Raw genomic sequence first — 22,025 nt, forward strand, 5'->3', positions numbered from 1 at the left:
ACTTAAAATACAATATCTTAATCAAAAGATGAATTTTATTCATGTTTATAATTCAAAAATGAATTTTCATAGAAAAACTTAACAACATTACACTCATCCAATTACAAAATATGATTATATCCTCTTGTTTTGAAACAACTTAAACACATTAGCACAGCAACAAATCAGCCTCTGAAAGTCTTAAAGGCCAAAAAAACCTTGAATTATAGTCAGCACTTTACATGACTGAACGTATAAAATTTCAGCCACTTACATCTAATAAAGATAGCGTTATCACTTTTTTTAATGACCATATCAAATAAAACACCAATAAATTGAAATAAATTCATTCATTTTGGTCGACATGCGCTAGTCCTAAGACTGAAGTCGATGTAACATATTGCGTCTTTTAAATTAACTGTGATAGGACTTATGCGCGAGTACGCTGTATTTACCTCGGAATCTGTAAGCGAAGGCCATCCAGATAAAATGGCTGACCAAATCAGTGATGCTATTTTGGATGCGATCTTAAAAGAAGACCCTTATGCGCGGGTCGCTTGTGAAACGCTTGTAAAAACTGGTGCGGTCGTACTTGCTGGTGAAATCACAACGACTGCAAACGTCGACTTTGAAGCGATTGTCCGCAACACTGTAAATGGTATCGGCTACCATCATTCAGATCTTGGCTTCGATGGCTCAACTTGTGCTGTCATCAATATGATTGGTAAACAATCACCTGAAATTGCACAAGGTGTAGACCGCCAAAAACCTGAAGATCAAGGTGCTGGTGACCAAGGTTTAATGTTTGGCTATGCTAGCCGTGAAACAGATGTATTAATGCCTGCGCCAATTTCATACGCGCATCGCTTAATGGAAAAACAAGCAGAGTTACGTAAGCAAGGTACACTTTCTTGGTTACGCCCAGATGCGAAAAGCCAAGTAACTTTTGCCTATGAAAATGGCAAGCCGGTACGCTTAGATGCTGTTGTGCTTTCTACTCAGCATGACCCTTCAATTACTCAAGCACAGCTAAAAGAAGCTGTAATTGAAGAAATTGTGAAAAAAGTAATCCCAGCGGACATGTTCCATGCGGATACTAAATTCCACATCAACCCAACAGGCATGTTCGTGATTGGCGGCCCTGTAGGTGACTGTGGTTTAACTGGCCGTAAAATTATTGTAGATACTTACGGCGGTATGGCTCGTCACGGTGGTGGTGCTTTCTCTGGTAAAGATCCATCTAAAGTTGACCGCTCTGCTGCATACGCTGGTCGTTATGTTGCTAAAAACATTGTGGCTGCAGGTCTTGCAGACAAATGTGAAATCCAAGTGTCTTATGCAATTGGTGTTGCTGAGCCAACTTCTATTTCTATCAACACATTCAACACTGCAAAAGTATCTGAAGATTTGATTATTGCATTGGTACGTGAACACTTCGACTTGCGCCCATACGGTATTACACGTATGTTGAACTTGATTCAACCAATGTATCAACAAACTGCATCTTATGGCCACTTTGGTCGTGAAGGTTCTGATACTGCATTTACTTGGGAAAAAACAGATAAAGCTGAAGCGCTTAAAGCAGCTGCTGGTCTTTAATTGTAAATTTCTCGTTAAAAAAGCCTGCGCCATGCAGGCTTTTTTATTGTTCAATTTTTAATATGTCAATTTAACCCTCTCAACTATTGACTTAAATTTACGCAACTTTTATTAATAAGTATCTAAAATATATAAAGAATAATTTCAAGCCATTTCCAGTAGAATACAAATTTATAAGCACTGCCGAGGAACTATTAGGATTTAAATTTCCTGAAAAATATAAAGCAAAAATGTAAATTGAAAATGGTGGCGAATTCGCGATCAGCTTATCTGATGAAGACGAATATGAAGATGGTGACGATATTGAAGCATGGTGGCTTTTCCCCTTTCACGACACCAGTGATGTAAAACGAATTAAGCGTACTATGGAACATCTTGTCGCAGAGCATACATCCACTCTAGAAATTGAAGACTTCCCAGAAAACAGTGTTGCAATTGCGCATAATGGCGATGGTGATTACTTGTTAATGCGAGCTAATGAAGACTCACAATTGGGAGAAGAAATTTACTTATGGCGCCATGAAGACGCTGAATTTATCTACCTTCTAGCACCTTCAATTGAAGAGCTGATACCAAGTTAAGAAAATTATTTGTGCCAGCAATAATATTTCAAATATTAAAAGGCATATTGGTAAAAATTACACTTAATCAACAATTTTTGATCGATTTATAAACAGCCTTTCAGCTAATATATGTTCAGCCCATGCTACGGGTATAACAAAAAAAGGAAACTGTACAATGAATAAATTATTAGTTGCTCTAGGTTTAGCTGCCACTGTTGCACTTGTTGGCTGTAACAAAGACAAAGCTCCTGAAACTGGTGCTACAACGGGTGAACACCTTGAAAACGCCGCTGACCAAGCTGGCCATGATATCGCCAATGCAACATCAGAAGCAGCAACTGCGACTGCAACTGCTGTAGACAACGCAGCAACTGCGACAGCTGATGCTGCAAACAATGCCGCAAATCACGCTGAAGCCGCTGCACATGATGCAAAAGAAGCAGCGAAAGATGCGACTGCTGCAACAGCTGGTGCCGTTGAACAAGGTGCTGCAGACGTTAAAGAAAAAGCACAGCAATAATTTTATTGCATCCAACAAAGCCCTCTACATGAGGGCTTTGTTTTGTCTTCAAAAATATCACTACACGGCTCTTACAGCATCATTATCCCTAAGGAATCAAAGGCCTGTTGCTATTGACCATTTTACTTTGTCGATCTGCTCACACAGGCTATACTCCTTAACAGAACAATATTTAACTTAAGCGAGCATGTGTTATGCCTTCGTCTCATCATATAGAACAACATTATATGCAACGTACAGGCTGGTTACGTGCGTCTGTATTGGGCGCAAATGACGGCATTATTTCTGTGACAAGCTTAATTATGGGCATGGCAGCCAGTGGCGCTTCCACACAAACTTTGCTCATTACCTGTATTGCGGGTCTAATTTCGGGTGCGACCTCTATGGCTGCAGGCGAATATATTTCAGTGAAATCTCAAGAAGACATTGAAAAAGCTGACCTTGCTATGGAGCATCGTGAATTACAACGTAATCCAGAGCTAGAGCTCAAAGAACTTACTCACATTTATATTGCTCGTGGCTTAACACCAGAGCTGGCGCATGATGTTGCCGTGCAACTTACTGCTCAGAATGCTTTAGAAGCGCATGCGCGTGACGAAATTGGTATTAACGATAATACGGCAGCTAAACCTTTATTGGCTGCAGGCTCATCAGCTTTGGCATTTTCAATTGGGGCTTTATTTCCCATGTTGTCTATTTTGCTAAGCTCGGAGCAATATGTCGCTCAAACAGTCATGGTTGTAGGTGTAGTTTCATTGGCTTTACTGGGTGCACTTTCAAGCTATGCTGCGGGTACATCGCTACTTAAAGGCAGTATGCGCGTATGTATTTGGGGCATTATTGCCATGCTTTTCTCCAGCTGGATTGGTTCTCTCTTTAATGTCACACCGCTATAGCATTTCTTACATATAATTTTTACTAATATAATAATTCAAATATACACATAGTATATTTATATATATTGTCCCTTGAGGGCTGTTAACTTTTATACAATAGCCCTGATTTTTTATTTTTAATTTAATCTCCTATGTCTGTTATTGCTGCACCTGCAAATCGATCAAATGTATCGGTTTGGGTGTCTTTTATTCTTTTAATTTTAGGTACGATCGGTGCCTATCAAGTGGTTGGCGTTAAACAAGCCCTCCTTTTCCTTATTGGTGGCGCGCTTGGTATGACGCTTTACCATGCTTCATTTGGCTTTACTTCGAGCTGGCGTGTATTTATTAAAGAACGTCGTGGCCGTGGTTTACGTGCACAAATGATCATGTTGTCTTTAGCCGTGTTGCTCTTTTTCCCTGCTTTAGGTGCGGGTGAGTTATTTGGCACGCCAGTCAAAGGTAATGTAAACCCTGTTTCTATGTCTGTCATGATTGGTGCTTTTATCTTTGGTATTGGCATGCAATTGGGTGGTGGCTGTGCATCAGGTACGCTTTATACTGTCGGCTCAGGCAGTATGCGCATGATTGTGACGCTGATCTTCTTCTGCACAGGCTCACTGATTGCAACCTCGCATATTGATTGGTGGTTTAACCTGCCGCATTTAGCTCCAATTTCTATTGTGACCAGCTTAGGTGTTGCCCCTGCTCTCTTCATCAACTTTGTATTATTTGCACTCATTGCTGTTGCAACAGTGTATTTTGAAAAGAAACGTCACGGTAGTTTAGAGCTTGAACCTGTAAGCCAAAACCATGGCTGGAAGCGTTTTATTCGTGGCCCATGGCCATTAATTTGGGGCGGTATTATTTTAACCCTCCTCAACTTTGCAACCTTGGCGCTTGCAGGTCGTCCTTGGGGTGTGACCTCTGCACTTGCAGTGTGGGCTGCCAAATCTGTAAGTGTTATGGGCATTGATGTTGCGTCATGGAACTACTGGCAACAACCTGGCAATGCAAAAGCCTTAGCCGAATCATTGTGGTTTGATATTACCTCTATGATGAACTTTGGCATTATGATTGGTGCATTATTGGCAGCTAGCCTTGCGGGTAAATTCGCCCCTAACTTTAATATTCCAAAGCGCTCACTTGCTGCTGCAGTAATTGGTGGTTTAATGTTGGGCTATGGTGCACGCTTAGCATACGGCTGTAACATTGGTGCGTACTTCAGTGGTATTGCATCGGGCAGTTTACATGGTTGGTTATGGCTCATCTTTGCTTTTATTGGTAATGGTATTGGTGTAAAACTACGTCCAATCTTTTTCCCTGGTGAACGTCCGCAACCTGAAAAACTCACAGGCTGTTAATACGCTTCATAAAAAAAGACCATCAATATGGTCTTTTTTTTATTGCGCTTTGTCATTATGCCTTTGGACTTAAAGCAGCTCTTAAATTGCAACCAAAGCCCATAATTTGCTGTGCTTGCTTATAGCTACTGTAGTCAGTTAAAGCAAATGCATAAAAAGCATCTGCATTGGCAAAGTGTGGTGCTAATGCTGTCTGAGATTGATGCTTTAATTGTATTTGATCTAACCACTGTAAATTAAAATGCCCAACGCGATAAAGCTCATTAAAATAAGTATTCATGAGCTGACAGTATTCTTCTTTCACAGGTTTAAGCGAGGTTGCACTCACCGCATGCAAATGCAAGGTACTCAAATTCGTGACATCTAAAGGTGATTGATCTGAAAATGCGATATTTTGCTGTTGCTTCAATTGCTGATAATCAGATGCCAATTGAGTATTTAAGGCATCAATCTTTTGTTGCAAACTTGCCTCATCAGTCACAGCATAATCAGTGGCTTTGACTTCTACAGATGACTTTTGATCGGCAGTGCAAGCACTGAGCATTAAGCTGGACATAATGCTCAAAGCAAGGACAAACTTCATAAATGCACTCTTTGGTCTAAAACTTTAAAACAGCCCATATTATGCATAAAATCCGAATTAAAGCGATTTCTCATTCATGTATCGCCAATAGCGTTTTGGTACATACTGCACATGCAGTCGCATATTTTTACGCGCTTCAATATTTACACTTCTAAAATAATCTTTCCAGAGCTGGTCGTATAACAGCTCATCATCGTCGAGTTGCACACTAAAAGCCTGACTATGGCCCAGCTGTAGATTTGTGTCTACCTCATACACATTCATCTGTATCTGATGCACATCTTTTAAATCATAATAAATGCCGTACTTACGCTTTTCATCATAAATGAGCCATTGCTGATCTTGGTAACGACGGCAAAAATGTCGTTCAATTAAAGGTAAAACATTAAAATCTGGCGAAATCAGACTCAAATACAAGCCATCTTGACATTTTTTAAAGCGTACAAATGCCTCCATGCGATGCTTTTCACGACCAACTTGCTTGGCCCATTGTGAAATACCCAACACATCGGCATGGCCATAATCCTGATCTACTGGACGCTGTGACTGAAAGACATAAACTGCAAAATTAAAACAATGCTGAAATGCTTCATCTTGCTCTGAGAGAAAGCTGTAATAAAAATTCCGCAGTGCTTGTGCTGAAAGCTTTTGTTTTAAACCCTGCCAGACCCGTTGCCCATGTTCCTCATTGGATGGAACCTCAACAAACTCATCAAATAAGCATGACTGAGGCAGCTGTCCAGCGGTCAGTTGTACACTAAATTCCTTAAACTCAAACGCGCGAAATATGCAGCTCAATAGCCCAGTCATCGTTCCATCAAATTGATAGACCGCCATGTTTAGAACCCAAAACCAAGCTGAGGTGACAATTGCTGCGTATATTTAGAATTGCCCATCTGCAAAATCTGATTGCGAATTTGGCTGGGTGTTTGGTCACGTTGAAACTTTGGCGTATCTACACAGCGGATAAAATGTTGCGCACGATTGTAAGACACACCCATACGCTTTAACTGGTCAATATGAATTTGCCCAAAGCGTCTTGCCTGTACTATTTTTTTAGCTGAACGTACGCCAATTCCCGGTACACGCATTATCATGCGGTAATCCGCACGGTTAATATCAATAGGAAATTGCTCTGGATGACGAAGCGCCCAGCTCAATTTCGGATCTACATCTAAATCCAAATTTGGATGAGCATCATCTACTATTTCAGATGCATCAAAGCCGTAAAATCGCATGAGCCAATCACTTTGATACAAGCGGTTTTCACGGAGCAATGGCGGTGCAGAACCTACCATTGGTAGCGCCTTTTCTTGTTCATTAATTGGAATATAGCCCGAAAAATACACGCGTTTTAGCTTAAATTCTTTATAGTGCCGATCCGCCATCATAATAATATCTTGATCCGTTTCTTGCGCAGCACCTACCACCATTTGCGTGGTCTGACCTGCAGGAACAAACTGTGGCACAGTCCGAATAATTTTCCGTTCATCTTTCAGTTCGATTAAACGGTCACGCACAATTCCTAAATCTTTTTGTACTTCTGCATGGCTTTTTTCGGGTGCAAATTGCTGTAAGCCTGCTTCGGTCGGCATTTCCAAATTAATACTCATGCGGTCCACATATAAACCAGCCTCTGTAATAATTTCTTTAGACGCACCCGGAATCGTTTTCAGATGAATATAGCCGTTGAAGTTTTCTTCTAAGCGCAATTTCTTGACCACTTGTAGCATACGCTCCATAGTATGGTCGGCTGACTTAAAAATACCCGAACTTAAAAATAGCCCTTCAATATAATTACGACGATAAAAGTTGATGGTTAAATCCACAACTTCTTGCACGGTAAAGGCTGCCCGTTGCACATCATTGGAACGACGCGACACACAGTAGGCACAGTCAAAAATACACACATTGGTAAATAAGATTTTGAGTAATGACACACAGCGACCATCTTCGGTATAACTATGGCAAATACCATTACCTGTATTACCAAGACCGCGGTCTTTATTTTGGCGTTTGCTTCCACTGGATGAACACGACACATCATATTTAGCCGCATCTGCCAATATTTGCAATTTTTCACGAATACGTTCAGACATAGGAGAAATTCAGCGTAAATTATCAAGTACAACTAAATTATAAGCTGCCCATCATTAGGAAAAGTATGATTGAGATGCCTACACGTCACAGCATGTCGTTTAAAATCCTCTGCACATTTTTTCTTTTTATCTACTGCTATTTATAAACAAAATGCCGAATATGATTTGCATAAAACCTAGGCCTTCGGCAAAGTAAAAATATAATGAGGAGAAAACTTAAATGAATGTATTAGAAAATTTAGCCATTAAACACCCCATTTTTTTATCTCCAATGGCAGGTGTTTCCACACCCACTTTGGTTGCTGAGGTATCTAATCAAGGGGGCTTAGGTGCACTTGGTCTAGGGGCAAGCAGTGTTGATGTAGCCAAGCAACAAATCTTAGCGACTCAAGCCTTAACTGATCATTCTTTTCAGGTCAATTTCTTTTGCCATCAATCGCAAGCATTTAATCTGCAACGCTCCCAAGCGTGGATTGACTATATACGCCCACAATTCGAACAATACGGCGCAGTCGCACCCACACAGCTCGATTGTATTTATCCCAGTTTTTTAGATCACGATGATTTTTTACAGCTTGTACTCGAAACACGTCCCAAAGCCGTCAGTTTTCACTTTGGCATTCCGCATCCCCATCAGATTCAAGCCTTAAAAGAAGCAGGCATTATCACGATGGTAACTGCAACCAACTTAATTGAAGCACGCGCAATTGAAGCGGCAGGCATTGATATCATTATTGCTCAGGGTATTGAAGCGGGTGGGCATCGTGGCATATTCAACCCAAGTTTTGACAGTAGCATTCAAACCAGTGACTTAGTACAATTACTGAAAAAACACTGCAATCTTCCAATTGTTGCAACAGGTGGCATTATGACAGGCCAAGATGCTAAATATATGCTGAAATTAGGTGCAGATGCCGTGCAACTCGGGACCGCATTTGTACAATGCAAAAGCTCGAATGCCAATGAAGCCTATCGTAAAGCATTATTTGATCAGCCTATTACGCAAATAACAACAAGCATATCGGGTCGACCTGCACGTGGATTAATTAATCATTGGCATAGTCAAATTGATACGCCTGAGCGCCCAATAGTTGCCGACTACCCTTATGCTTATGATTTAGCGAAACAGCTCCATCAACTTGCGTCACAACATGGTGATCATGGTTTTGGAGCATTTTGGGCGGGAAGCCAAGTTGCGAAAATTCGTGCCCTAGAAGTACCAGACTTAATAAATCAATTGGTTTTAGAAATGAATTTTAACGCAGACTAAATGCTCGTTTTTTTGAATAAGCCACTCCTCTTTGTTATCCAAAAGTAATATTATGTTGCTATATGTAAATCATATAAATAAACAACAACAGGATAACAATTAGGATATATATGGCAGCTGTTCTCCTTATTTTAGTGCTCATAGGGGTGTCCGTAGACACAACCCATCACTTTAAATCAGAAAAATCAACTCAAGTTACCCCAGCACAAGCGGATACTAAAGCTGATGTAACGCCTGCTTCTGAAGCACACGCCTCTTAAGCTCTACAGCAACCAAAAGATAAAAAACCAGCCACTTTGGCTGGTTTTTTCTTTAATGAGCAAAACGTATGTGTCACGTTACGCGCGTTAATACTATACAGATTTAGGTTTCTAGCAAGTTTACTTGTTCAACCTGCACATCACTCATAATGTCGCCATGATCAAGTAAATGATCAAAATACGCTTCTACCACTTTAAATTGTGCGGCGGTTGAATCTTCTTTATACATGTTTTGACGGAATTCATTACTTGAGCGTAAACCCTTGGTATACCAAGCAATGTGTTTACGTGAAATACGGCAGCCTGAGTATTCACCATAAAATTCATAGAGTTCTGCCAAATGCCCTAACAGCACTTTTTTAACTTCTTCAATATTAGGCGCGGCCAAGTGTTCACCAGTTTCCAAATAGTGCGCAATTTCCCTAAAGATCCAAGGGCGACCTTGTGCTGCACGGCCAATCATCACCGCATCCGCACCTGTATAATCCAATACATATTTGGCTTTTTCTGGTGTATCGATGTCGCCATTGGCAATCACTGGAATACTCAGTAAAGCTTTAACTTCTTTAATGAGAGCATAACGAGCAGTGTTTAAGTACATATCTTCACGGGTACGACCATGTAGAGCCAAAGCGGCAATCCCCGCTTCTTCAGCACGTTTCGCCACACGTAAAATATTTTCATGCCCATTTAAAAAGCCTAAACGGGTTTTAAGAGTCACTGGAACATCGACTGCCGCCACAACACTGTCTAAGATACGTGCAACAAGGTCTTCATCTTTCAGCAATGCTGAGCCTGCTAATTTATTACAAACTTTTTTGGCTGGACAACCCATATTGATGTCAACAATTTGCGCCCCATTCGCCACTTGAAAGCGTGCAGCTTCTGCAAGTTCTTGTGGATCTGAACCCGCAATTTGCGCTGAAATAGGCGCAATTTCACCATCAAAATTAGCACGATATAAACTCTTTTTACTCATGCGCAAGGTTTTGTCTGCCGTCATCATTTCACTGACCGCATGCCCTGCACCAAAGTATTTACATAACGTACGAAATGGCCGATCAGTAACCCCTGCCATCGGGGCAACCCACAATTTTTTGCTGATGGGCTTATCAAATAACTCTTGAATTACTGCATGCTGCGCCATTAATTTTTTCCACTTCGTACAGGTTAAACCTAGAAAATATTTTGCTACCACAAATCCTAACTATAGGATGAATAAGTTATCCATCACGGCAATATTTATTGAATCTATTGCAGATACTAAGATGAGACATACAAAATTCTGCATCTTCTGCCAGACAAATGCGAGATGCTGACGCTCAAAAGCGATTTTCTATGGGAGAGGCATAGTCTAAATCTTTCTCACAAAAATCTCTAGCTTCGCCAATATGCTTAAATCCCACCTAAGTCTACTTTGCTCAACCTCTAGTACAGCTTTAAAGGGCTAAGTACTTATGAAAAAAAACACCCAAGTGAAATTGAGTGTTTTCAGATTCAATCGTATACGGCACTTTATTCAATATGAATAATTTTGCCATGTTCGTCGTGATAGACCGTGCTAATTTTTTGCTGACGGCTATTTTCAATTTCCTGTACTGGCAAATCAAAATGGTGCACATAGTCTGTTAATGTTTTTGGCGTTTGCTTTTTCACTGTTTTTGCAGGGACATAATTCGACCATAGCAACAGTGAAATGGCACATGCCACCAATGCTGTAAATCCATGTTCTAAACCCGTACCAAAAGAGCCAAACAAATGCTCAAGTACATGGTGTTTTTGCAAGCTTAGGAATCCCATCACCAGCAAGGCTGGGCGCCATAACAACAACCAAATACCCCACATTACAGCGGTAGATGTATTTGATGCGTATCGTTTATGCCATGGTAACTGGCGGCGTAAATCGATAATTAAGCTATTATTTTTCATCTTATATTTACTCAGCTTTCTGATTTTATACGAATACCACGGTCAGGACTCACCCAACGTGCACGCTGGCCCGTGCCGCGTCGTAATACTTTAGGGAAGGCAACAATACTGGCGGTGATGGTAATCAACCAAAATACGAATGGATACCAAATCATCCAGAAATAGTTTTTACCCAATGATGGCTCATAACGACTGTCCATCCATTTACTTAGGGCAAATTGCAATAAGCAGGTCGCACCCAATAACATGCCCGTACCGTAAGGTAAGAATGGCGAACTGACTAAATCACCAATTCCACCCATAGGAATCACAAAATGTAGCACCCAAATAACCGCCATAATGAGCATCATATATGACCAAACTAGAGTCAAAATCAGCTCCATCATTAATGGCCATAAAAAGTTTAGTTTGGGTTTAAACAACACATCGATATTTTTAAGTAAGACTTGTGCCCCACCCATTGCCCAACGTAGACGTTGCTTCCATAAGCCGCTAAATGTTTCTGGCATTAAGATCCAAACCAAAGCATTTGGCTCAAAGCGAATGTCCCAGCCTTCACGTTGTAGCTTCCAAGTAATATCAATGTCTTCGGTTAACATGTCTGGTGACCAATAACCAACTGAATGCACCGCACTTTTACGAAAACCTGTAATCACCCCAGAGACCGTAAATAATCGACCAAAGCTACGTTGTGCGCGTTTAATCATACCGACAATCGAAGAAAACTCACCGACTTGAATACGACCAATTAAAGTTGAACGGGTCCGAATACGTGGATTACCCGTAACCGCAGCCACACCATCATTTTCTAAAAAGTGGCGAACCATCCATGTTGCAGCATGCGGGTCTAAAAGCGCATCACCATCAATCCCAATCAGGTACTCCGCATCTGTCAGCAAACTGCCCGCTTGCAGTGCCATAGCCTTACCTTGGTTTTGGGCTAAATGTACTACACGTAACTTTTCATATTTTCCAGCAAGGCGATCCAACACTTCAGCTGTATTGTCTTTACTACCATCATTAATGGCGATCACTTCAAAGTTTGGATATTGCAGACCTAAAGCATGGCTAATGGTTTCATCTGCATTATCGCCTTCGTTAAAGCATGGTACCAGTACTGCCACTTTAGGATATTCCGCTAAAGCGAGTGGCTCTGAAAATGGCGGATCTTTGCGTTCTTTCCAATAAAAAATCAGTGCACCGACCATCCATAAGTACGACATAAACAATGGATAGTAAAATACAAAGTGCAATGCTGAATGCCAAAATTGCTGAAGCGTTGACATAATTCAATTCCCCTAAGGAATAAGTTTGCTTGATTTCAAATCAAAGGCTTTACGCATTACATGTACATCGGGATGATCTTTAATTGGGTCATCAGGATAATAAGCCACGTGCATCACACCTTGCTCATATAAAGACTGGATGGTTGAAGCCATTTCGTCTGACGGTACTTTTTGATTGGTACGCCAATCCACAGCTTGTAGTTCAAATACGGTTTTCTTTATTCCATTTGGGAATTGTTTGACGCGTTTGACAATGTCTTGATAGAACTTGGCACTGTTCGGTGCTTGCTCCATATAAGGCATGGCCATAATCGCGGTAAAGTCATAACGATTTAGCGATTGTTCAAGTGATTGTGAGTACCAATTTTCTGCATAAGGTTTTAATGCCACTTGAGCATATAAATTCCGTGCAGTTAATAAAAACGGTTGATACTGACGAACCTCTGAAGCCAATTGCATCGCAAAGTTATCAATATATTCGGTTTTAAATGCTGTCCATTTTTGGAGCTGCGCATCATTATTACGAATTGCATTTAAATCTTGTGGCAAACCAATAGACGCATAGGCTTTCATGGCATCTGGGCTAGCATCTTCATAATCCGACAAAGTGGTATCATCATGGAATAACACCCCATTAAATGACGCTGATTTTGCAAGGTCGGTATAGATGCCTGCAATGGTTGCACGGGCATCGGCTGAAAATGGGCTCAAACGGTGATAGCCCATATTTAAATGCTCACCCTCTTTGCTTTGCTGTGTTTCCACCAAATCCTCAGAAACAGGATTCTTTTTTGGTAAATCCCATGCAAGCAGTGGCATCCACGCATAGATACGGCTGACATTGGTACGCGTTTGAATTTGCCACGCAACACGGTTAAATAAATCAGCACGCATTGGTAGATAATGGTTTGGGAAATACACCATATCTGCAGAGCCATTGGCATCTGGGTCAGAGAAGGCTTGTAAATAGACGGTATTGACTTTCATCGCCGAAATTCGATCAAGCAAATTCCCTAAATTACGCTCTTGCTGTGCGGGATCTGGATCATAAATATAATCCAAATCAATATGCATAATTTTTTGTGGACGGTTGTTATCGCCTAAGTTCTTCTGACGGTTTTCAATCTCTTGTGCCAATTCAGTCGTCGACATATTACCTTCGACCAAAATACGATTGAGTTGCCCTAAAGACGTTTTCGCAGAATCCGCACCATCATCTAAACTAATCGCAACGGGCATTCCCAATTGTTTTGCAATACTGACCGTCTCCATGTTGTAGCGACCATAAGGCCATACCATCACACGCGGTGACTTGAGTCCATGTGCAACCAAAAGCTGATTATTGTGTTTTAAATCTTGGGTAATACGCTGCGTATATTGTGCATCAGCTTCATAACTTGATGTTTTAGGATCATATAAACGTGTTACTGCAGCAGGTTCTGAGTTGCCTTGTGGATTGCCTAAAATCCCGCGATGCAGGTTATAACTGTGACTGGCAATTTCAACCAAACCGCTATTTTGCATTTCTTTAAGCTGATCCCACGACAACATATCACTGCGTGGAATTTTTTCATCTGAAAAATCGACTTGAGCGCCCGCTTTTGGCTCCAACCAAGAACCAACCACAGCTAAAACCACTGGAATTTTATGGGCTTTAATTACAGGATAAGCATTTTGATAGAAGGATTCATAGCCATCATCGACAGTCAATAATACAGACTTAGCTGGCAAAGTTGATTTGCCTTTGTTGGCACTGATCAACTGATCAACGGTAATAAAGTGAAAGCCTTGTTTTTCCAACCACTCAATATGTTGTTGGAACTGTGCTGTGCTAACTGCATATTCTGGAATTAATGCATTTTTGTTGTTGGTGATTTCGTGATAACCAATAACAGTAAGTGTTTTTGTTGTCGCACTATGATTTGGTGTTGCAGCCATTGTGGCTTGATTTGCCAAGCTTGCCACAAGAGAGACAGCGATTAGCGTTTTAAGAAAACGAATTTTCATGGATTATGGCTCAAATATGATTGCGAGAATTGCAGCACACCTTCCAATCATCCATTATTGTAGTTGCTCTACCTAAGCACGGGTGTACTGAATTCCCATGCTTACTTTTTAACAAGACAAGCTGAAAAGAAACTTAAAAAATAAAGGTTTTTAATTATTTTCTTCTGCGTAAATACAGCTCCTGTTCACAAGTTATGCCACACATTTAAGCTCAATCGTGTAAGCCCTTATTTACTCAATATTGACGACAATCTATAAATGTCTGACTAGCCCGTAGTAGATGGCAAAATTATTTTTATACCCCACTGATTTTGGAGGGCTAGGCAATATAAATGCATTATGATATTTTTTAAGCGTAGCTCATTGAAAAATATCTATTCTGCACTCACTTAGCTTTAAGTTTAAGGCTCATTTAATTTGTGTCGTTTTTACTACTTTAGGTATGCCGTTTAAGCGCTTCAGTTGAGCACTTATAGCGTTATATATGTGACGTTTAAAGATATGACGTGAAGATAATTGTCATGTTTTTTTATGCCGACATAGTATACTGCTAGCGTCAGATAGACCTCCCTTTTCGGAATGTGTTTTCTTCAATATGAAAAAATCTTTTGCTCCAACCTATGGTGTTAAAACGCTTTCTGTTTTAGCACTTTCAATTGGCTTGACCGCATGTGGCAATGGCTCTTGGTGGTCAAACGACAAAGAACCAACGCTTAATGCCGAACAAATTCGTAAAGCCATTCCAGGTCGTGTGCAAGAACGTACATCATGGGCAAAAGACATCTACGACATTACAGAGCAATTGGGCATTCCACAAACCAAAGAGAATGTTTGCACCATTGTAGCTGTGGTAGACCAAGAATCGAATTTTCATGCTGACCCGGAAGTCCCTGGGCTTGGTCAAAAAGCGGTGAAAGAAGTACAAGACCGTTTAGATGAAAAATTTAAAGACAAGTTAGGCGATAAAATTGGTGGCACGATCGCGGGCTATTTCCAAGAAGTACTCAAAACCCAGCCTAGCCCTGAAGATAATTATTTAAGTCAAATGAGCCGTGTTCGTACTGAGCGCCAATTAGATGAGCTATATCGTGAAATATTCGCTTATATGGCAAAACACTATCACGTGAGTGCCCTCACTGGTACAGCAAAACTTTTAGGGCAAGACATCAGTGAAAAAATGAATCCCATCACCACATTAGGTTCAATGCAGGTGTTGGTGACTTATGCCAAAGACAATAAACGTCAAAGTGGCAATATGGCTGACTTACGTACCGACATGTATTCACAATACGGCGGTTTGTACTACGGTATTCACCGTCTCATGATGTACGAAGCAGATTATGACAAACCCATCTATCGCTTCGCAGATTACAACTCGGGCCGATACTCTAGCCGTAATGCCGCTTTCCAAAGTATATTAAATAAAGTGAGTGGCTCAGATTTAGCATTAGATGGTGATTTACTCCTCTACACTAAAGATGGATCACCTTTGGCAACCAAAAGTTCATCTGAACGTGAATTATTAAAAGCTTTTTCTACAAATGATGTGATCTTAACGCCAAATCAAATTCGTGCTGATTTGAAAAAGGAAAAAGATATTGATTTTGAAAGAACAGCCACTTACCGTGCAGTGACAAAACTTTATCAAGAAAAAACGGGCAAAGAACCGTTTTATGCCATAATGCCTGAAGTTGTTATTTCTGGTCCAAAATTAAGTAGAGACTACAATACTAACTGGTTCGCTTCTCGCGTAAACGGACGCTATCAAACATGTATGAGCCGAATAAAACATTTAAAAATTTAGCCCTTTTTGATTTTGATGGAACCCTGTGTAACAAAGACAGTTTTACAGGGTTTATTTTCTATACGCTATCGAAGCGGCATATTGTACGGCAAGGTTTAAAAATACTGCCTTGGATTCAGGGCTACTATCTTAATATTTACCCTGCACATGCCATGCGTCCAAAGCTCTATCATGCCATGTTTCGTAATACCCATGCAGAGTCGCTCTACCAGCTGGCCAATGACTATGCAAAAGAATTGATTCAACATTTAGATCCTGCTCTTCTACATCAATTAAAATGTCATCAGCAATTGGGTCATCAGGTGGTTTTGGTTTCAGCATCTATCGACATTTACTTAAAGCCAATTTGTGAATTACTGGGCATTGAGCTGATTTGTAGCGAAGTTGAAATCCACAATCAGAAGATGACTGGGCGATACCAAACTCAAGATTGTAGCAATGAACAGAAAAAAATCCGCATTTTAGAAAAATACAACCTGCATGACTATGACAGCATCTATGCTTACGGCAATAGCGATGAAGACCTTGCAATGCTCAGCCTTGCAGACTTTCCATTTATGGTTGGTCAAGCACAAAGCTTGCCTGAATTAAATCTGGCACGATCTGCTTAACTCTCTTACCTGAATAAAATAGTTTCTACTCAGCACAAAATCCGACCATAAAAAAACCTGCATCAGCAGGTTTTTTTATCACTCATCAAGCAATTACTTTTTAAATGGGAACGCATATTTCACAATACGTTTGAGCACGCTTCCATACTGTTTTACTAAGCTTGCATTGTTATAGTTCAAACCATATTTTTCACATACAGCCTGTACTTTAGGTGCCATTTTACGGTAACGACGCGCAGGTACATCTGGGTACAAATGATGCTCAATTTGATGGCTGAGGTGCCCTGTCAAAATGTGAAATGCTTCTGAACCTGTCAGGTTTGAAGAACCACGAATTTGACGCATGTACCAATGGCCACGGCTTTCATTTTCCAGTACTTTTTTCGGGAAAACTTCAACATCTTTGGTAAAGTGACCACAGAAAATAATACTAAAGGTCCAAATATTACGAATACCATTGGCCACCAAGTTACCTGTAAATACAGGTAAAGCTGCAGGGCCTGCAATCAATGGGAAAAACACGTAATCTTTAAACAATTGCTTGCCAATTTTGGCTTGCATTGGCTTCCATTCTTCTTGGGTCTGTTCTTTGCTCTTACGCCCCTTGAAGTATTTGCCCAATTCAAGGTTTTGAATGGCTACGCCCCATTGGAATAACAAGCAAAATGGAATGCTATAAATCGGTTGCAATAGATAACCAGGCTTCCAACGTTGCTCTGGGAACAAACGAACTAGGCCATAACCAATGTCATCATCCATACCCTTAATATTGGTATAGGTATGATGTTTAAAGTTATGTGTTTGACGCCAGTTATCTGCTGTACCTACGATGTCCCATTCATAAGTTTGGCCATTAAACTTCGGATCGTTCATCCAGTCATATTGACCATGCATGACATTGTGGCCCAATTCCATGTTTTCCATGATTTTGGCAAAACCCAATAAACCTGTACCAAGTACCCATGCTGGCGGAAACCATCCCGCAAACAATAACGCACGGCCCGCAAATGATGCGTAGCGGATTGTTGCATACACACGGCGGATATATTGGGCATCTTTTTCGCCAAGATCATCCAAAACTTCTTGCTTAATCGCATCAAGCTCACGTGCAAGTTCATCTAACTGACTTTGCGTCAATTCGCTATTTTTTGGGTTTTTAAAATATTCAAATTTTACAGGCATATTCATCGCAATGGTCCTACCTTATAAATCAATGACAAGATCAGACTGAGCTGAGTTCACACAAATTTTGAGCAAGTTGCCAGGTTCAGTGTTTTGCGCACCATTCACCATATTTTTGGTTGAACCTTCGGCTTTGTTACAGGCACATTTATTACAAATACCCATACGGCAACCATGTTTTGGTTTGATGTTTTGTTGCTCTAAAGCCACTAAAATAGATTGGCCTTTTGGAATGCTCAGCACTTTATTTGATTGTGTAAGTGTTACATTCACAAAGCCAATATCATCATTCGCCATTAAGCTCATGCTAAATGCTTCACTTTTGAAGGACTGCGCATGTGAAAAAAGCTGTTCTGCGATAAAGACAAAACCTGATGGTCCACAAGCATATACGGTGCTCTTTTCTACATCAGTCAACTGCTCTACATGGCTTGCATTTAAACGCGAATCAGCAACATCTTCTTGGGTATAAAAAATTTGATAACTAAAGGCCGGATGCTTAGACGCTAACTTTTCAAAGCGTTCAACAAAAGCAGCATCACTTTGTTTTTTCACCCAATACATTAAGTGAACTGGTTGATCTTTCAGTTGATTGTGCTTGGCCATATCTTTAAGCAGACTCAGCATAGGTGTTATACCACTTCCTGCTGCCAGCAATACTAAAGGTTGGTTCATCGCATGAATAACCATGTCACCAAAAGGTGCTCCAAACTCAACCAAGTCACCTGCCTGAGCGCGCTCAGCCAACCATGTGCTGACTTTACCACCTTGTAGGGTTTTTACCGTGAGCAATACATGTTGCGCATCGAGCTTGGTTAAACTATATGTACGTTCATAGCGAATACCATCAACCACAGCAAACACTGGATGATGATGTCCAGCCTGCCCAAACTTAAAATGACGATTCACCTGAATAGTTAGACTAACCATTCCTTCAGCGGCAGTATCCTTCTGTACAACTTTACCTAAAGCTTTGTTGCTCGACCAAAGTGGGTTCACTTTTTGAAGCCAAAAATTAATGGCATTTAGATCTAACACACTATCTGTAATGAAGCTTAAAGGAGATTTTGCTTTAGCAAGAACATGCATAGTCATCTACATCTCATGGATTTTGTAATTATTATACACATGTATATATATCTGTATATATATTTGTGCATAAATTATTCACATCCAAAATACTATTAAGCTCAAGTCAATCTATGTTAATGTTTCTTATCCTTTGAAAGACATGGCATCTGTCTGCCTTGAATACGAATATAGACACTATGCTCCAAGAACAAACGCAACCTGAAATTACCCATACCGTTCGCAATGTAGGACGCAAAGCGACCATTACAAAAGACGAACTCTTTCAAGCGGCACTTAATTTAATTGGGCCTCAGAAAAGTATCGCCTCTTTAAGTTTGCGTGAAGTCGCACGTGAGGCAGGTATTGCCCCAAATAGTTTTTATCGTCATTTTAAAGATATTGATGAACTGGCAATTGAATTGATTGATCGCGCGGGTGTGGTACTTCGTCAAATTTTGCATGAAGCACGCCTAAAAGCCTCTAAGCAAAACAGTATTATTCGCAGTTCTGTTGAAGTGTTTATACAGCAGCTTGATGCAGACACAGGCAATTTAAGTTTGCTCCTGCGTGAAGGTTATACAGGTTCATTTTCATATAAAAAAGCAGTTGAACGTCAATTGAACTTTTTTCAACAAGAGTTGAGAGAAGATTTAATCGTGCTGGAAAAACTAAATAACAGCAAGCTGTCCCACCCAGATATTGCAGCCAAAGCCATTACACAGCTGGTGTTTAATATGGGGGCTAAAGTTATTGATATGCCTACAAATGAACGAACTGAAGTGGCCGAGCAAACAATGATTATGATTCGAATGATCTTAGAAGGTGCTCGTCAATTAGATGAGGCAAAAATACGTTAAAAGATCGATCATGTAGCCTAATGGATTAACCCAATCTGTTTGGCTGCATGAATTGCTTTTGTTCGAGAATTTACCGCTAATTTTTGATAAATATTTCTCACATGTACATCCACCGTATATTTTGAAATATTTAGTTCCACGCCAATTTCACGATTGCTTAGTCCTGTAGCAACACAGTCTAGTATTTCTTTTTCTCTTGCTGATAAATTTATATCATTGTGCTCATCGTGTTCTAATTCAGGCACTAAACTTTGAGTTAAATGGTTTAAAATTTTCTTTGCAATCACAGGATCAATAATTGCGCCACCTTTGAGCATGGTTCTTATAGAAAACATGAGTTCAAAGTCATCTTTTTCTTTTAATACATAGCCTGAGGCTCCTACGCGTAAAGCTTTATAAATCACCTCAAACGTATTCCATGAAGAGAGCACCATAATTGGAACACTACTGGCTATTTTCCCTCGTATACTTTTTATAAAATCTATGCCATTGCCATCGGGCAGTTTTAAATCTACCAACATAAATTTTATCGCATTTGCACGACAAATTTGTTTTGCAAAATCAATGGTCTGAGCATAAAAAACATCATCATCTCTATAACCAAAAGTTTTTAATATTTTAGAAACTCTCAATTGATGGACTGGGTCATCCTCTAAAACCAGCAACGGTTTTAATAAGCTAAAATTCAAATCAATCATTGTTAACATTCAATCATTTTTTTTAATTTTTTATTATTTTTAGATCAAACACCATCCCTATAAATAGTTATTTTTAAACAATATATTCTACAAATCACTCATCATATCAGCTGTATATTGTGATAAAATTCATGTTTTTTAATAATAAGATACATTTAAACTGAATAAGATGAAGCAAGACCCCGTATAACTGGCATGATTTAAGCCAGTTATACTTGATGATAAATTGATTATAAAATCTCAATTTAAAATTATTCTTCTATATTTTTTATGCTACATTTTTTAGAACTTCCAATAAAATCTACGCCACTATTCACAATAGCTTTAGGTCGCGCACACTGAATCCACTGTAAATCATTGACACGAGGTACAGCTGTTTCAAATTTTTGATGTGCAAAAAAATCATCAAAACTTGAATACTTTGGATCTAAATTTTGAGCACTTGGCGTATATTTTTTATTTAACTCTCGAATATCGACCAGTTGAGAAGCTTTGAGACCAAACCATTCATTATTAGGTGTTGGATGGGCATTATTCACCACATGATTTTTATCTGCACCAGCAAAGCCCATACTATGTGTACCAAGATTAGAGATATATTTCACAGCAAAAACATTGGATTGATCTTTTAAGTGTGGTGCTTTCTCAATCTTTTTATAGCGTGTCTCATCATGACGGCTAATACTTAAATAAATAGGCTTATCATTTTCCATCCATAAAACAGCATGTTCCCAATCATGAATATGACCAAATGCACCCACATCATGTACAGTATATAAACCAAATACACGTGCTTTATATTTGGGATTATTCGTAGATTGCACTTCATTATAAAGAATATATGAATAATCTAATTGATTATTAAATTGGCATACATCCTTATAACCTTTAAAAAAATTTGTTGTACCACTAATACCCGAATTTTTTTGAATATATTGATCCGTTTTATTTTGATAAAATGGCGATGACGCTAAACAACCAGAATCACTAAATGAAAATGCAACGCGCCCCTGATCAATATTTTCAGGCGCTTTTAATACTTCAGGAAGACTATAACAAGCGCGATCATCATTTTTACATTTTTTTGTTGACCAATCTGGCTTTGCATAGATGTGTGCAGATAATGAAAATAAGGTACAACCCAATAGAATTGAAATACTGTTGATATTTTTCATAACATGAAACTCTCTTAAATAATCTCATGTTTAAAAATATGACTTAGCCTAAAAGAGCACAATACTTAAAAATTGGTATTATATTTATATTAATAAAAAATTAAGATTCATAAAATGATAAATAATACAAAAAATTAACCATAAACCAAAAAATCATCACAAATTAAAATAAACAACTTCATTATAATTAATTTGATCACAGCAGATGAAATAAAACATTTAGCTACTATACAAAATTACCATCTATAACGTTCTTTCTAAAAATCAAAAAAATGGTCATTAATTGACACCTA

The 22,025-nt window shown here is 39.5% G+C and carries 21 protein-coding genes; 10 read left to right on the forward strand and 11 right to left on the reverse strand.

What is annotated here, in order from left to right:
• Window positions 1-411: 411 nt before the first annotated feature.
• The 5 genes from metK to DYI81_RS05920 all read left to right on the forward strand — a co-directional run bounded on the left by metK (window position 412) and on the right by DYI81_RS05920 (window position 4,900).
• Window positions 412-1,578, forward strand: a complete 1,167-nt coding sequence (gene metK, locus DYI81_RS05900) for a methionine adenosyltransferase (RefSeq protein ID WP_117006971.1) — start codon at window positions 412-414, stop codon at window positions 1,576-1,578.
• A gap of 236 nt (window positions 1,579-1,814) precedes the next feature.
• Window positions 1,815-2,159, forward strand: coding sequence for an SMI1/KNR4 family protein (locus tag DYI81_RS05905; RefSeq protein WP_117006972.1), 345 nt, complete (start codon window positions 1,815-1,817; stop codon window positions 2,157-2,159).
• Between the two features lie 157 nt (window positions 2,160-2,316).
• Window positions 2,317-2,661: a hypothetical protein gene (locus DYI81_RS05910; protein WP_106985432.1), complete on the forward strand. Its 345-nt coding sequence runs from the start codon at window positions 2,317-2,319 to the stop codon at window positions 2,659-2,661.
• 194 nt (window positions 2,662-2,855) lie between these two features.
• Window positions 2,856-3,557 carry a VIT family protein gene (locus DYI81_RS05915; RefSeq protein ID WP_106985431.1) on the forward strand — a complete coding sequence of 234 codons (702 nt, stop codon included), beginning with the start codon at window positions 2,856-2,858 and terminating at the stop codon, window positions 3,555-3,557.
• Between the two features lie 131 nt (window positions 3,558-3,688).
• Window positions 3,689-4,900 (forward strand): YeeE/YedE family protein, encoded by a 1,212-nt coding sequence (locus DYI81_RS05920; RefSeq protein WP_117006973.1) that lies wholly within the window; start codon window positions 3,689-3,691, stop codon window positions 4,898-4,900.
• Between the two features lie 55 nt (window positions 4,901-4,955).
• On the opposite strand, the gene DYI81_RS05925 is transcribed toward DYI81_RS05920, so the two are convergent.
• From DYI81_RS05925 to DYI81_RS05935, 3 genes are read right to left on the reverse strand one after another with little or no spacing between them, the layout of a single operon-like run.
• Entirely contained in the window at window positions 4,956-5,483 is a 528-nt protein-coding gene (locus tag DYI81_RS05925; protein WP_117006974.1) for a hypothetical protein, read from the reverse strand.
• 57 nt (window positions 5,484-5,540) lie between these two features.
• Window positions 5,541-6,320 (reverse strand): TIGR03915 family putative DNA repair protein, encoded by a 780-nt coding sequence (locus DYI81_RS05930; RefSeq protein WP_117006975.1) that lies wholly within the window; start codon window positions 6,318-6,320, stop codon window positions 5,541-5,543.
• Between the two features lie 2 nt (window positions 6,321-6,322).
• A complete protein-coding gene (locus DYI81_RS05935; RefSeq protein ID WP_106985427.1) occupies window positions 6,323-7,582 on the reverse strand; it encodes a putative DNA modification/repair radical SAM protein in 1,260 nt (419 codons plus the stop codon).
• Between the two features lie 220 nt (window positions 7,583-7,802).
• On the opposite strand from DYI81_RS05935, the gene DYI81_RS05940 reads away from it, so the two are divergent.
• On the forward strand, window positions 7,803-8,852 hold the full coding sequence (locus DYI81_RS05940) for a nitronate monooxygenase (RefSeq protein WP_117006976.1): 1,050 nt from the start codon (window positions 7,803-7,805) through the stop codon (window positions 8,850-8,852).
• Window positions 8,853-8,962: 110 nt separating this feature from the next.
• Window positions 8,963-9,112 carry a hypothetical protein gene (locus DYI81_RS17925; protein ID WP_171356319.1) on the forward strand — a complete coding sequence of 50 codons (150 nt, stop codon included), beginning with the start codon at window positions 8,963-8,965 and terminating at the stop codon, window positions 9,110-9,112.
• Between the two features lie 103 nt (window positions 9,113-9,215).
• Here DYI81_RS17925 and dusB read toward each other — a convergent pair whose 3' ends face one another.
• The 4 genes from dusB to pgaB all read right to left on the reverse strand — a co-directional run bounded on the left by dusB (window position 9,216) and on the right by pgaB (window position 14,334).
• Window positions 9,216-10,259 (reverse strand): tRNA dihydrouridine synthase DusB, encoded by a 1,044-nt coding sequence (gene dusB / locus DYI81_RS05945; RefSeq protein ID WP_117006977.1) that lies wholly within the window; start codon window positions 10,257-10,259, stop codon window positions 9,216-9,218.
• A 368-nt stretch (window positions 10,260-10,627) separates the two neighbouring features.
• On the reverse strand, window positions 10,628-11,041 hold the full coding sequence (pgaD, locus tag DYI81_RS05950; protein WP_106985424.1) for a poly-beta-1,6-N-acetyl-D-glucosamine biosynthesis protein PgaD: 414 nt from the start codon (window positions 11,039-11,041) through the stop codon (window positions 10,628-10,630).
• 11 nt (window positions 11,042-11,052) lie between these two features.
• On the reverse strand, window positions 11,053-12,327 hold the full coding sequence (gene pgaC / locus DYI81_RS05955) for a poly-beta-1,6-N-acetyl-D-glucosamine synthase (RefSeq protein WP_117006978.1): 1,275 nt from the start codon (window positions 12,325-12,327) through the stop codon (window positions 11,053-11,055).
• Between the two features lie 12 nt (window positions 12,328-12,339).
• Window positions 12,340-14,334 (reverse strand): poly-beta-1,6-N-acetyl-D-glucosamine N-deacetylase PgaB, encoded by a 1,995-nt coding sequence (pgaB, locus tag DYI81_RS05960; protein WP_117006979.1) that lies wholly within the window; start codon window positions 14,332-14,334, stop codon window positions 12,340-12,342.
• A gap of 595 nt (window positions 14,335-14,929) precedes the next feature.
• Between pgaB and DYI81_RS05965 the strand changes: the two genes are divergently transcribed.
• Both DYI81_RS05965 and DYI81_RS05970 read left to right on the forward strand, forming a co-directional pair.
• Window positions 14,930-16,138, forward strand: coding sequence for a DUF1615 family protein (locus tag DYI81_RS05965; RefSeq protein WP_117006980.1), 1,209 nt, complete (start codon window positions 14,930-14,932; stop codon window positions 16,136-16,138).
• Window positions 16,105-16,749, forward strand: a complete 645-nt coding sequence (locus DYI81_RS05970) for an HAD-IB family hydrolase (RefSeq protein ID WP_106985420.1) — start codon at window positions 16,105-16,107, stop codon at window positions 16,747-16,749. The genes DYI81_RS05965 and DYI81_RS05970 overlap by 34 nt, the downstream gene beginning before the upstream one ends.
• A 93-nt stretch (window positions 16,750-16,842) precedes the next feature.
• Here the strand turns inward: DYI81_RS05970 and DYI81_RS05975 are convergent, their stop codons facing one another.
• Together DYI81_RS05975 and DYI81_RS05980 are read right to left on the reverse strand one after the other, a co-directional pair.
• Window positions 16,843-17,937 (reverse strand): acyl-CoA desaturase, encoded by a 1,095-nt coding sequence (locus tag DYI81_RS05975; protein ID WP_106985419.1) that lies wholly within the window; start codon window positions 17,935-17,937, stop codon window positions 16,843-16,845.
• A gap of 15 nt (window positions 17,938-17,952) precedes the next feature.
• Window positions 17,953-19,020: a ferredoxin reductase gene (locus tag DYI81_RS05980; protein ID WP_117007024.1), complete on the reverse strand. Its 1,068-nt coding sequence runs from the start codon at window positions 19,018-19,020 to the stop codon at window positions 17,953-17,955.
• 179 nt (window positions 19,021-19,199) lie between these two features.
• Here DYI81_RS05980 and fabR point away from each other — a divergent pair, with 179 nt between their 5' ends.
• Window positions 19,200-19,859, forward strand: coding sequence for an HTH-type transcriptional repressor FabR (gene fabR, locus DYI81_RS05985; protein ID WP_106985417.1), 660 nt, complete (start codon window positions 19,200-19,202; stop codon window positions 19,857-19,859).
• 17 nt (window positions 19,860-19,876) lie between these two features.
• Here the strand turns inward: fabR and DYI81_RS05990 are convergent, their stop codons facing one another.
• Window positions 19,877-20,557, reverse strand: a complete 681-nt coding sequence (locus DYI81_RS05990; protein WP_106985416.1) for a response regulator transcription factor — start codon at window positions 20,555-20,557, stop codon at window positions 19,877-19,879.
• A gap of 251 nt (window positions 20,558-20,808) precedes the next feature.
• On the reverse strand, window positions 20,809-21,732 hold the full coding sequence (locus DYI81_RS05995) for an NPP1 family protein (RefSeq protein WP_106985415.1): 924 nt from the start codon (window positions 21,730-21,732) through the stop codon (window positions 20,809-20,811).
• Window positions 21,733-22,025 lie beyond the last annotated feature (293 nt).

Origin of the sequence: Acinetobacter sp. SWAC5 (assembly GCF_003419885.1) — a bacterium.
Taxonomy (GTDB): Bacteria; Pseudomonadota; Gammaproteobacteria; order Pseudomonadales; family Moraxellaceae; genus Acinetobacter; species Acinetobacter cumulans.